The following is a 12,349-nucleotide window of genomic DNA, read 5'->3' as shown; positions in this document are numbered from 1 at the left end:
TTATGCGCTGGCTAATTGCATTAATCCAAAGCGTTTTGCAAAGCCCGTTAGTGATTTTGTTTTGCATTCTACCAGGCCTGGTAATACCAACAGTGGTGCAAGCAGAAGATGAAATCATTATTCTTAAAGTTAAAGATTATCAAAAAAACAAACAGCTCCTCATTGATTCAGAAAGCCGTTTTAATCTTCCACAAGAAGTTATTGATGCAATTCACCACGAAATTTCACTCAGTTTTATTACCCGCATAGAATTAACTGAAAAAACTCAAACATTAGGATTTCAGCATGAGCGCATCCGAAATGTTGTTGAATACCAAACCGATCTCTATGCCTACGGCGTTAATCGGCTCTATGCGCTTTATAACCATCGTAATAAAAAAGCACAGTCTTTTACGACTTTACAAGAAGCCTTAAGAACCTTATCGACACTGCAAGCTTTTCCAATAGCATCTCTCTCTGAATTACATCCCGATCAGCGGTATACTTTACGAATGAAAATCGCTTTAGACTATTGGAAACTCCCTGCTCCCTTAATTTTAGATGCGTTAACAACCTCAACTTGGCAATTAGAAAGTCAATGGTTTGAAACCTCTTTACAGACCCCACTGAGTTGGCAATGAATTCACCCTGGCGCTATATAAAACAATACGGCTGGTTAACGCTACTCTCTAGCTTACTGCTAATGGCTCTAGTGGTCATGAGCCAGACCCTACAAAACGCATCTAGCTTTGCAGACAGCTACTCGACCCTGCTCTTTTTTACCGTGGGTGGCGTGACCCTTCTACTCATTCTACTTTTCAAAACCCTATATAAGCTTTATTCTCAATACCGCAAAAAAGTTCCTGGTTCAAAAGTAACGGTACGCTTAACGCTTATTGCAAGTTTAGTTCTTGGCATTCCAACCGCCATTATCTTCTACTTCTCGTTAAACTTTATTCAGCAAGGCATTAACCAGTGGTTTGACGTAAAAACTGAAGTCGCTTTAGACAATGCCACCTCTTTAGTGCGTATTACTTTAGATACCAAAACTCGTGACAGCCTAAAATTAACTCAATCCATATCAAAAGCCAACAAAGCCTTATTAACGGAATCTCCCAGCTTGGCGGTTAACACTCTAAGGCAACAACTCAACGCACAAGAAGTTGCATTTTATAGCATTAACCAACAGTTAATTGCATTTAGTAGCGAGTATGCCACAGCAATCTTACCTGAAGCACCTGGAGCAAACCTTTTTCAGCAAATTCGTAACAATAAGACCTACGCCGCATTAGAGAGTCGTGAAGGCGCCACTTTACAAGAAAATTTTATTCGGGTTGTGATTCCCTTTTCCGATAGTCAACTCAGTAAGCAATATGCTTTACAAGTTATTTTTCCTATTCCAGCGGATATTTCGTTGCTCTCAGATTCAGTTGCTACCGCCTCCGGCCAATACAAAGAACTCTCTTATTTAAAAGGGCCATTAACAGCAAGCTTCATACTAATTTTATCGATGGTTTTACTGCTAACCTTAGTAACCGCTGTACTGTTTACGATTACCGCGGTAAAAAACTTCACTCGCCCAATCAGAACGCTTGCAAGAGGAACTAGAGCCGTATCAAAAGGTGACTATTCGGTAAAAATGTCCGTACCTGAAAATGATGAATTTGGTGATTTAATTCAATCATTTAACGATATGATTCAACGAATTTCTCAAGCCCGAAATGAAATTAAACTAGGTCACCAGCAAACTGAAGTACAAAAACTGTATCTACAAGCCATTATCAAAAACCTCTCCAGCGGTGTGGTAACCCTGGATATGCACTACCGAATTCGTACCATTAACGATGCCGTTCAAGAAATCTTAAATGCTGACTTAAAACGTCATATTGGCAAAAAAATTGCCGAGGTTACAGATCGTGAAGATACCGCTCACCTTAGCGAACTGGTAAGCAAAATTGCACCTAAATTCGAACAAAGTGCCAAACCTTGGTCAACTCAAATTGACTTCTCTTGTAAAAAGGGACAAAAAATTCTTTTAATTCACGGCTCAACGCTTCCCAGCATTGATAAAAAAATTGGTGGTTATGTCATTGTTATCGATGATATTACCGAACTGGTTCAAGCACAATTGCATGCCGCCTGGAGCGATGTAGCCCGCCGCCTTGCCCACGAGATTAAAAACCCATTAACCCCCATCCAACTCTCAGCGGAACGTTTACAATTTAAACTCTTAAAGAAACTAGATGAAAACGATCAAAGCCTGCTTAACCGAATGACTGAAACCATTATTGAACAGGTTGCAACCATGCAAAAACTCGTTCAGGCATTTAGTGACTACGCCAATACACCAGAGGTTGAGTTGGTTCCAACACGAATCAACACCCTGGTCTCAAACATTACAGAAATGTATCGTGACCCAGATGCCGACTGGAAAGTCTCTGCCGAGATTGAAGAGCCTTGCCCAATCACGCTAGTCGATAGCTCTAGATTGCGCCAACTACTGCATAATTTAATTAAAAATGCCATAGAAGCCACTGCCGAAACCATAAAACCGAGAATTATCGTTAAGGTATTTAGTGAAGACCCAGAATGGCTGACTCTTTCCATTTGTGATAATGGTCCAGGAATACCTGAAGAAGCTCAAAACTGGATTTTCGAACCCTATGCAACTGACAAACCTAAAGGCACAGGCTTAGGCCTAGCGGTGGTTCGCAAAATCGTTGAAGAACATCACGGCAAAATAAGCCTAAGCTCTTCACCCAACAGTGGCACCTGCTTTATAATAAAGCTACCTATAACCTCAAGTGAGAAAGCATGAAACCAGGTAAATTATTAATTGTGGATGATGAACGCGATATCCGCAGTTTAATGGAAGAAATTTTTAGTGAAGAAGGCTATCAAGTTGAAACCGCTGCCAATGGGGTTCAAGCCCAACAAGCATGGCGTAATTTTTTACCCGATATTGTCTTTTTAGATGTTTGGATGCCGGATATAGATGGTATTTCGCTACTCAAACAGATGCAAGAAGAAGAGGTTTTAGAAAACACCAAAGTCATTATGATGTCTGGCCACGGAACCATTGAAACTGCTATTGAGGCCACGCGATTAGGTGCGTATGATTTTCTAGAAAAACCCCTGTCGTTAGCCAAATTAATTGTGACGGCTGAACGCGCCATAGAACATAATCAACTTAATCAAGAAAATCGCCAACTTAAACAAAAACAACCTGACCAGTTTCTACCTATTGGAAAAAGTAAAACCGTTATTCAACTTAGAGAAACCCTCGATAGACTCTCTAAATTCACCATGCCTATTTTAGTGACTGGGGAACCAGGAACGGGTAAACATCATTTTGCAGAAGCCATACATAAAACCAGTCAACGAAATAAAAATTCCCTATCTGAGTTTTATGCATTAGATTTCAATCAACTCTGCCAACCTGAGAATATCGACAAGCTAAAAAAAACCTTGCGTGAAGTTCATCAAGGCACTCTTGTCATTGCCAACGTTGAAGAGCTTTCGCAAGAAGCCCAATCCATGTTGGCGAATATCGTTCTGAAACAGTGCTATCAACTAGATGCGAAAAGTGATGCCGTATGCATTGATATACGAGTGATTGCTTTAACAAAAAGTGATTTAGAAGACTTAGTAGAAAAACATCTTTTTAGAGAAGACCTCTATCAACGCTTAAAGGTTATGCCAATGCACATACCTGCGTTACGTCAACATACAGAAGACATTCCGGAACTGATTGAATACTTTGTAAACCACTTTGTGACCTATGAAGGTTTGGAATATAGACATTTTAGCGTTTCTGCTCAAAATATTCTTCGCCAGCATACCTGGCCTGGCAACTTAAAAGAGTTAAAAAACTTGATACAACGCCTACTCATTTTAGGCAGCGATGACGTGAGTGACGAAGAAGTCAAAGAGCTTTTAATGAACTCACAAACAAGTAACTCATTGGGTGATGTTGTAGATACCAGCTTACCTCTAAGAGAAGGTAAAGAACAATTTGAAGCCCGCTATTTAAGTCAGCTTTTACGTGAAACCGGGGGAAATGTTTCTGAGACGGCCAAGCGTTCTGGTGTTGATAGAACCAACTTATACCGTAAATTAAAAACTCTCGGCATTGACCCTAAAAACCCACAATAGCAACCAAATGAATAGCTTTTCCTCTCTCCTTAAAGGGCTGTTTAGATAAACCTTTAAACGATTTGAGAGGGTAAGAAAAAAGTGATGGAATTCTTTAGATTTAGAGACCTTTGCACGAGCCGAGGATGTAATAAAAAAGTGAAAGAATTCTTTAGATTTAGTTTAAAAAATACGCATAATAGCGAGCTATTGGGCGGATTTTTTAAGCTGAAGATAGAGAATTATAGCCTTTTTTAAGCATTCTTCGACTCTTGCAAAGGTCTCATTTAGTCTAAAATAAAATTTAAGCCCGGTATCAACAGGGTTAACTTGATAATTGAGATGACACTAACACAATGAATATCGTTATATTAGGAGCAGGACAAGTCGGTACTTCGCTTGCTGAGTTATTAGCCCAAGAGAATAATGACGTTACCGTTGTTGACTTAGATAGACTGCAACTGCAACGTTTACAAGACCGATTGGACATCCGCACCGTAATGGGACATGCCTCTCATCCGGATATTTTGGAACAAGCAGGCTTAGAAGATGCGGACATGCTTATTGCAGCAACTCAAAACGATGAAACCAACATTCTTGCTTGTCACCTTGCCCACAGTTTGTATAAAACAGATAAAAAAATAGCTCGTGTTCGGAGCCGTTCCTATCTAGACCACCCTGAACTCTTTGATCGTAATGCCAATACTTCTGCCATTCCCATTGATGTTTTAATCAGTCCCGAATCTCTCGTAACAGACTATATCTTACAGTTAATTGATTATCCGGGTTCTCTTCAGGTCATTAACTTTGCGGAAGGCAAAGTGCAATTAGTTGCCATGCGAGCTTATGCGGACGGAATGCTGGTAGGCAAAAAAATTCAAAGCTTACGAGAGCATTTACCTAAAAATATCAAAACTCGTATTGTTGCCATTTATCGTCGCAATCAAGTGGTCATGCCTTCGGGGGATACACTGATTAAAGCGGGTGATGAGGTGTTCTTTCTAGCCGAAGCCGATCATATACCCATCATCGTCAATGAACTGCGGCGTAGTCGATTACGTCCATCACGTCGTATTATGATTGGTGGTGGTGGAAACATTGGTTTTAGTTTAGCTCAAGCGTTAGAGAAAAAACACCAAGTTAAATTAATTGATCGCAATATGCAGCAGTCTCGCGAGATTGCCGAGTCTTTAGATAACACCATTATCATTCATGGTGATGTATCAGATAAAGATTTACTTCTAGAAGAAAATATTGATGAAATTGATCTGTTTGTAGCCGTAACGAATAGTGACGAAGCCAATATTATCTCAGGCATGCTTGCCAAAAAACTTGGCGTTCGTCGTGTTATCGCTTTAGTTAACAATCAGTCCTACGTTGAACTCATTCAGCGTAACAGCATTGATGTGGCTATCTCCGCCGACAGCATTACCACCAGTCACCTTTTACGTTACACCCGTAAAGGCGATACCGTTAAAGTCGCTACCTTAAGAAAAGGCGCGGCAGAAGCGATGGAAGTAATTGCTCACGGCAGTGAAAATACTTCTGAAATTATTGGTAAAAAAATCGGCGATATTAAATGGCCAAGTGATATTACTGTGGGCTGTATCATTCGTGAAGACAGAGTTATTATCGCGCACCGTGATTTAGAAATTGAAGCTGAAGATCATGCCATTTTATTTTTAAGCAATTCTGAAAATGCTGCGGAAATTGCCAAACTATTTTCACCTGAAGTGAAACGCAGTTGGTTTAGCTAAACATTATTTAACAAGACCTCTTTGCAGAAGATTGCTACAAAAGAAATATTAAGCGCATACTTTCGCATAAAGGTCTTAACCCATAACAATCTACTGATAGCACCCATAAAACGGTCGGTAAAAGCGCTCAACTATGCATTCAAAAATTATATTCAAAGTCTTCGGCCTACTCCTAATGGTCTATAGCATCAGTCTATTTCCGCCTATTTTTATCGCCCTTTATTATCAAGATGGCACGCTTTATGACTTTGTAAAAGTACTTGTGGGTGTTTTATTAACCGGCTTAATCATTTGGTATCCGGTTAGAAATCATTCCCGCGAACTAAAAATTCGTGACGGTTTTCTTGTTGTTGTTATGTTCTGGACCATTCTTGGATTGGCTGGGGCACTTCCCTTCTTCTTAGCGAAAGAAGTTCCATTAAGTTTAACCGATGCTATATTTGAGTCATTTTCAGGGTTAACTACCACCGGAGCCACCGTCATCACCGGTCTTGATGAATTGCCGCATGCCATTCTTTGGTATCGCCAACAGCTGCAATGGATGGGCGGAATGGGAATTATCGTTTTAGCGGTTGCCATCTTACCGATGTTGGGCATTGGAGGCATGCAACTTTATCGTGCTGAAACTCCAGGCCCAATAAAAGACTCTAAAATTGCCCCACGAATTTCAGAAACAGCCAAAGCCCTTTGGTATATTTATCTGGGTTTAACCGTAGCCTGTGCAACCAGCTATTGGTACGCGGGAATGAACTGGTTTGATGCCATCACCCATAGTTTTTCTACTGTCGCAATTGGTGGCTTTTCAACACACGATGCCAGTATTGGTTACTTTGATAACATTAATATTGAAATGGTTGCCATATTATTTATGTTTTTATCAGGCATTAATTTTGCGCTGCACTTTACCGCTTTTAGACACTTAAGTGGTTACGCCTATTTTTACGATCCTGAATTTAAAGCTTATGCAGGTTTATTATTAGGTGCCTCCATTGTCGCTATTTTATATTTATATCTACAAGACGTTTATCCAAGCTGGGAAGAAGCCATTCGCTATGGTCTATTTCAAACGGTCTCTTTAGCCACCACGACCGGTTATGCCAATGTCGATTTTTCACAATGGCCTGGTTTCTTACCTGTCATGTTAATTTTAATGAGCTTTATTGGCGGAAGTGCAGGCTCAACAGCCGGAGGAATGAAAGTCATTCGTTTTATATTGTTATTTAAACAAGGTTTACGAGAGATCACCGGTTTGCTTCACCCTAACGCTATTATGCCGGTAAAACTCAGTGGCAAAAGCATTCCAGAAAAAATCATGACCGCGGTTTGGGGATTCTTCTCAGTGTACGTTTTCACCTTTGCGATTCTCTTGCTTATTATTATGGCTCTTGGTGTTGACCAGGTAACTGCTTTTTCTGCTATTGCAGCGATGATGAATAACCTTGGCCCTGGGTTAGGTGAAGTGGCAGCGAACTTTCAAAGCATGAGTGACCCTGTTAAGTGGGTATTAACTTTTGCAATGCTATTAGGGCGTTTAGAAATCTTTACCTTACTTGTGCTATTTACCGCGGCTTTTTGGCGTACATAACGGACTGTATTAAATTATTATGAACTCAAAAACCGCTCAAAAATGGGATACTAAATACGCCCAGGCAACCTTAAACACCCAAGCTAACCCAAGTTTTGTTTTAAAAGAACATAGCAGACTACTTCCCTTTAATGGTCAGGCTTTAGAACTGGCCTCAGGATTAGGCGGCAACGCCCGTTTTTTAGCGCAATGTGGTCTTAAAACGCATGCGTGGGACATCTCTGACAGTGCATTGACAGTACTCAATAATTGGGCAAGCCTCAATCAACTTCCTATTACTCCACTACTGACCGATTTAGAGCAAATGATTCTACCCTACCAACAATTTGATGTGATTGTGGTTAGCCGTTATTTGGATCGTAACCAGTTCAAAGCAATAGAAGAAGCCTTAAAACCAAATGGACTATTGTTCTATCAAACCTTTCTTGCACCAGTTCAAGACAATGCCCCCCAAAACCCCAATTTCTACATTCAGCCCAATGAATTTAACCAGGCCTGGTCAAAGCTGCAAACATTAGTGTACGGTGAAGGCTGGTTAAATAGCGAAAACGCGACTCAAGAAAATCCTTCTAAACATCGTTATGCTTGGTATATTGGCCGTAAAAAGTAATGTCTACAACCTCAAGACCCACCTATAAACCAAGCCTAACTCCGATAAAATATAGAAATTAGGCCTTAGGTGCCACTTAAGTAAACTGTCCAACTTATTGGGGTCACTTCACAGTGCAGCGATTGAGAAGCCTTTTTAAATTTAAACCTTTGCCTTAAATTTGGTCACTCAGGCTTCCCGTTACTTTTTGCAATTTGGCAAAAAGTAACCAAAAAACAAACCCCACTCCATAAATGGGCAAGTTCTAAGCTTGTGAACTGAAAACGCTGAACTCGCTACGCTCAAACAGCAGCGTTTTTTTTACCGTTCACTACACTAAGAACCTTGCACCATTTATTACAAGGGGACTTAAGGCGTTTGCCCAAGCTTCAATATTAAGCATCAAAAAAGTGGAAAATAACTCAAATCTGGTAATGATTTTTTATCAAGTTAGTTTAGTAGTTAAGTCTTGTCATCTAGGATCAAGTTTAATTTTTACACATTATCAGCCTAGTATCTGTTATCGGTGTTGTATCACTTCTCAATTACAAACTTAAATCACCAGGCCTGGTAAATTAACGTAACCAAGACTCAGTTGAAACGTTATTCACTGCAAACCAAGAACTCGACGCCCGAAGGGGTAAGTCGAGAATCAGGCAAATTTTACCTCATTTTTCTTTCGCACCTATCTCGTGCAAAGGTCTCTAAAAATTTAATAAATTGTTCAAATACTTAGCTATATTTCTATGTCACAATTAAGTATTATTTTTAAATTGAAGACTTTTGCAGAAGGCTATGCAAAGGTCTTAATAAGCAGAACAAATTACAATGAAAGCTGATTTCAAAAAACTCAATAAAACAATCACTTGTTATAACCATTTAGATGACGAAGACCCCAAGTTAGTCGAATGTCTTCATAACCTGCGTATTGCGGCACGTAAACTCATTGTGGTAATGAATCCGGAAGATTTCATAGGATTAAATTTAAAAAAGTTAATTCAGGCCAGCAATAAAATTCGTGACTTAGATGTCTTTATAACCGAAATATTGCCGCAATTCCCAAAAAAGTGGCATAGTGAGTTTAAAGACCTATTACGGGTTTTAAACAATCGACGGGTTGAAATGAACCATGATTTTAAAATCACGCTTACCGAAGAGTGGCTGAGTGATTTAAATGATGAAAAGATTTTATTATCAGGCGAACACGAAACCTCCCAATCTCAATTAAAACGCCAACAGATGGATTTAAAAGAGATTGAGAAACGGCTAAAAAAGGCTCTTAAAGAAGTAAAAAGCATTGATATAGAAGACAAACATCTTCACAAGATTCGCTTAGTTAGTAAACGTTTACGTTACCAATTAATGCGCTTTTATCCACAAGAAACCAAACTCATTAAAACCACTAAATTATTACAAGCAAAACTGGGTGATTTTCACGATATTTATCAAGCAATAAAGCTTTTAAAACAAAACGAATCTTTGTTAACACCCAAAACGTTTAAACACTGCAATACATTTTTAAACGATAAAAAAGCTCAAATACTGGTTGAGCTAAGAAAAGAATTGCGTCATTAGATAAAAGGTACCAGGCCTGGTAGATTCATGTCATTAATGAAACTTATTGAATAGAGACTTTTGCAAGATTTAATGAATGTATAAATAGTAAATCTAGCTAATTTTTATAAATATCCGTTATCCCTTCTGGTGGTTTACGGAAACGTTTGTAACACCATAAATACTGTTCTGGTGCAATTGAAATACACTGCTCAACTCCTGTATTGAGGGCTTGAGTTGCGATTTTGGTTTCTTTACTAGCTAGGCTTTCATCTGCTTGTAAAAAGTGAAGTGCATAGCCTTTAGCCTTTGGTAAACGCTGCATTACTACAAACAAACAAGGACTACCCGTTTTTTTTAATAGTTTACTGACCAACGTCATAGTTCTTGCAGGACGGTCAAAAAATGGCGCGTACACTCCACCAGATTCACCTGGATCTTGGTCAGGCAAAATAGCCGTCACTTCTTTATTTTTAAGCGCCTTCATTAAACATCTAACACCACGTGAATCCGTCGGCGCTAAGGTTGCACCAAAACGCCCTCTTGCATTTACCATAAAGCGTTCAATTGAAGGGATATTGGGCGGTCGATATAAAAAACTAGAGGGATAAACGGCTGATAAATAACTCCCTATTAGCTCCCAAGCGCCAATATGTGGCGCTAGAAAAATCACACCTTTATTTTGCGCAATGGCCTGTTCTAACAAATCTTGCCCATGAACCTCTTTAACCAGTCGCAGTAACTTATCACTACGCCAACGCCAAAACGCCCCTAACTCAATTAGCGCCTTAGAAGTCTCTTTAAGGTTTGCCTGAAGCAGAGCTTTTTGCTGTTGAGGAGAAAGGTTGGGATAAGCTTGTTGAATATTTATTTGAGCAATGCGCTTATTACTGTTTGGAATCCAATAAAACAAACTTCCTAGCAGTGAACCCAGTCCTTGGCTAAGTCTAAGAGGAAGCAAACCTAATAAAACAATTAACCCTTTCACAAACCATCCTAAACAAAGCTGTTGTTTCTCTGTTTGATTTGATGATTGGGTTTTCGATTGGTTTTTTGATTTATCAAGCATTACAAGTCGATTTCATCAGTTTGCAGGTTATTGGTTTCATGATTTAGAGCGGTTAAATCTGCTTTTCCTTGATGATTATCATCCGCAATTAACGGCTGCATAGCGCGCCATAAATTGGCGTATAAATGTTTGTTTTTTTGTTCTTGCTCTAATAGTAATTCTTTAGTTTCTGCACGAGCTTGAGGTTTGGCATAACAAGCTGGACAGTTATCTTCAATCACCGGTAATTCCGCTGTAATGGCAAAGTCTCGTGTTTGATTTTCCCTTACTCTTACTAAAGGACGAATAATGCGAACGTCTTCATCATCATTAAGATAATGCGCTTTCATCGTACGCAGTTGACCCGCATTAAAGGCAGACATAATAAAACTCTCAGCCAAGTCATCTAAATGTTGCGCTAAGGCTAAAACGTTATACCCCTCTCGACGACAAACTGTGTATAAAATGCCACGTTTTTGGCGTGCACAAAAACTACAAAAGGAATCTCCTTTCATACGCTCTTCAGCCAAGCCAACCATATCTTCACTTTCATAAAAGTATGGCACATCCATTTTTGCACACCACTCTTTTAGTGGAGAAGGATCAAAACCTGGAATTTCAGGATCAATAGTACAAGCCGCTAGCTCAAAATTAACCGGAGCATGGCGTTGTAGATGCTTCAGTATGACCAACAAAGCCATTGAATCCTTACCGCCAGAAAGACCAAGTAATACGCGATCTCCATCACGTAACATCTTGTATTGTGCCATGGCCCTTCCTACTAATTTCATAATAGACTTAGGAGGCGTAATCCAATCTTTAGTGCGCTCTTTTTTAGTTATTTTTTTCTGCGTTTGTTCTGTCATTGTCGTCATTATTTAATTTACCAATCCCCTTATTTTACACGGAAAAGTAAGAACCTCTCAAATTAAGCACAATGTATTAAGAGTGTTTGGCAGCGTGTTTATCTAACAATTGATTAATACTGGTTTGCCATGCTAAAGACAAAGCGGGATGATTAATGGCTTGTTTAAGCCTCTTCCAATCTTTAGGACTTGAAGGGTTTGACTTGGCTAAATATAACTCTTTAATGCTTATTTTGGGATATTTCTTAGCCGCTTCATTACTAAGTGTTAACCATCTAACAGATTGCTGTTTTTGTAACTTACCGGTTGTTAATACACGGCAATAAAAACCAACATGTCCACTATCACTGTAAGCTTTTAAAAATTCTCCAGGTTGCCATTTAGTAATTCGCGTCGAAACCTGAGCATCAAGCTTCCAGCAAGGTGAACGAGGTTGAGACACTTCTAAAAGCACGGTGCCTATCTGAAAACGATCGCCTAAACAAACATCGGCTTCATCTAAATCATTAATTGCTAAATTTTCACCTAAAAAACCATAATCATGTTCTATTTCAAACCGTAAATAAGCGCTGGTAGGTAATACTAAGAGTGCTTTATCCTCGCCACCATGATTTTTTAAATCTGCTTGTTCATCACCCTCCAACCCTGTGTTTGACAATTGCACACTATGCTCAACGGATTGTTTGCAAATCCCCGAAGGGACGCCATCACGCCAAGGTTTTGGAGTTACTTTACCCATATTAAGAGAGATAATTTTCATGGCATTTCCTTTAAATTGGCCTTTTTTTAAATTAAAGAGGCAAAAATTTGGAATCTTCTTTCAAGTTTGATGAGGAC

The 12,349-nt window shown here is 39.3% G+C and carries 10 protein-coding genes; 7 read left to right on the top strand and 3 right to left on the bottom strand.

Features of this window, described 5'->3' with window-relative positions; all coding sequences use genetic code 11:
- Positions 1-2 precede the first annotated feature (2 nt).
- The 7 genes from BS34_RS0100620 to BS34_RS0100590 all read left to right on the top strand — a co-directional run bounded on the left by BS34_RS0100620 (position 3) and on the right by BS34_RS0100590 (position 9,619).
- Positions 3-620, top strand: a complete 618-nt coding sequence (locus tag BS34_RS0100620) for a DUF4390 domain-containing protein (protein WP_029406626.1) — start codon at positions 3-5, stop codon at positions 618-620.
- Positions 617-2,797 carry an ATP-binding protein gene (locus tag BS34_RS0100615; RefSeq protein WP_029406625.1) on the top strand — a complete coding sequence of 727 codons (2,181 nt, stop codon included), beginning with the start codon at positions 617-619 and terminating at the stop codon, positions 2,795-2,797. Before BS34_RS0100620 ends, BS34_RS0100615 begins: the two co-directional genes overlap by 4 nt.
- Entirely contained in the window at positions 2,794-4,134 is a 1,341-nt protein-coding gene (locus BS34_RS0100610; protein ID WP_029406624.1) for a sigma-54-dependent transcriptional regulator, read from the top strand. Before BS34_RS0100615 ends, BS34_RS0100610 begins: the two co-directional genes overlap by 4 nt.
- 335 nt (positions 4,135-4,469) lie before the next feature.
- Complete coding sequence (gene trkA, locus BS34_RS0100605) at positions 4,470-5,870, top strand: Trk system potassium transporter TrkA (RefSeq protein WP_029406623.1); 1,401 nt, start codon at positions 4,470-4,472, stop codon at positions 5,868-5,870.
- Positions 5,871-6,003: 133 nt separating this feature from the next.
- On the top strand, positions 6,004-7,455 hold the full coding sequence (locus BS34_RS0100600; RefSeq protein WP_029406622.1) for a TrkH family potassium uptake protein: 1,452 nt from the start codon (positions 6,004-6,006) through the stop codon (positions 7,453-7,455).
- Positions 7,456-7,474: 19 nt separating this feature from the next.
- Complete coding sequence (locus BS34_RS0100595; protein ID WP_029406621.1) at positions 7,475-8,065, top strand: class I SAM-dependent methyltransferase; 591 nt, start codon at positions 7,475-7,477, stop codon at positions 8,063-8,065.
- Between the two features lie 807 nt (positions 8,066-8,872).
- Positions 8,873-9,619: a CHAD domain-containing protein gene (locus BS34_RS0100590; RefSeq protein ID WP_029406620.1), complete on the top strand. Its 747-nt coding sequence runs from the start codon at positions 8,873-8,875 to the stop codon at positions 9,617-9,619.
- Positions 9,620-9,716: 97 nt separating this feature from the next.
- Here BS34_RS0100590 and BS34_RS0100585 read toward each other — a convergent pair whose 3' ends face one another.
- From BS34_RS0100585 to BS34_RS0100575, 3 genes are all read right to left on the bottom strand, one after another.
- The gene (locus BS34_RS0100585; protein ID WP_029406619.1) at positions 9,717-10,667 is read right to left on the bottom strand and encodes a lysophospholipid acyltransferase family protein; all 951 of its coding nucleotides are present in this window, start codon (positions 10,665-10,667) and stop codon (positions 9,717-9,719) included.
- Positions 10,667-11,512, bottom strand: a complete 846-nt coding sequence (locus tag BS34_RS0100580) for a tRNA 2-thiocytidine biosynthesis TtcA family protein (RefSeq protein WP_051640793.1) — start codon at positions 11,510-11,512, stop codon at positions 10,667-10,669. Before BS34_RS0100580 ends, BS34_RS0100585 begins: the two co-directional genes overlap by 1 nt.
- Positions 11,513-11,588: 76 nt before the next feature.
- On the bottom strand, positions 11,589-12,272 hold the full coding sequence (locus BS34_RS0100575; protein ID WP_051640598.1) for an MOSC domain-containing protein: 684 nt from the start codon (positions 12,270-12,272) through the stop codon (positions 11,589-11,591).
- Positions 12,273-12,349 lie beyond the last annotated feature (77 nt).

This window comes from Thiomicrorhabdus sp. Milos-T2, assembly GCF_000702325.1.
GTDB lineage: Bacteria > Pseudomonadota > Gammaproteobacteria > Thiomicrospirales > Thiomicrospiraceae > Thiomicrorhabdus.
The sequence above is the reverse complement of the archived record's forward strand: the minus strand, read 5'-3'. Positions and strand labels throughout refer to the sequence as shown.

Coding starts and splice junctions, on each gene's coding strand:
- BS34_RS0100620 (WP_029406626.1), top strand. CDS start 3: ATGCGCTGGCTAATTGCATTAATCCAAAGCGTTTTGCAAAGCCCGTTA.
- BS34_RS0100595 (WP_029406621.1), top strand. CDS start 7,475: ATGAACTCAAAAACCGCTCAAAAATGGGATACTAAATACGCCCAGGCA.
- BS34_RS0100575 (WP_051640598.1), bottom strand. CDS start 12,272: ATGAAAATTATCTCTCTTAATATGGGTAAAGTAACTCCAAAACCTTGG.
- trkA (WP_029406623.1), top strand. CDS start 4,470: ATGAATATCGTTATATTAGGAGCAGGACAAGTCGGTACTTCGCTTGCT.
- BS34_RS0100610 (WP_029406624.1), top strand. CDS start 2,794: ATGAAACCAGGTAAATTATTAATTGTGGATGATGAACGCGATATCCGC.
- BS34_RS0100600 (WP_029406622.1), top strand. CDS start 6,004: ATGCATTCAAAAATTATATTCAAAGTCTTCGGCCTACTCCTAATGGTC.
- BS34_RS0100585 (WP_029406619.1), bottom strand. CDS start 10,667: ATGCTTGATAAATCAAAAAACCAATCGAAAACCCAATCATCAAATCAA.
- BS34_RS0100590 (WP_029406620.1), top strand. CDS start 8,873: ATGAAAGCTGATTTCAAAAAACTCAATAAAACAATCACTTGTTATAAC.
- BS34_RS0100580 (WP_051640793.1), bottom strand. CDS start 11,512: ATGACAGAACAAACGCAGAAAAAAATAACTAAAAAAGAGCGCACTAAA.
- BS34_RS0100615 (WP_029406625.1), top strand. CDS start 617: ATGAATTCACCCTGGCGCTATATAAAACAATACGGCTGGTTAACGCTA.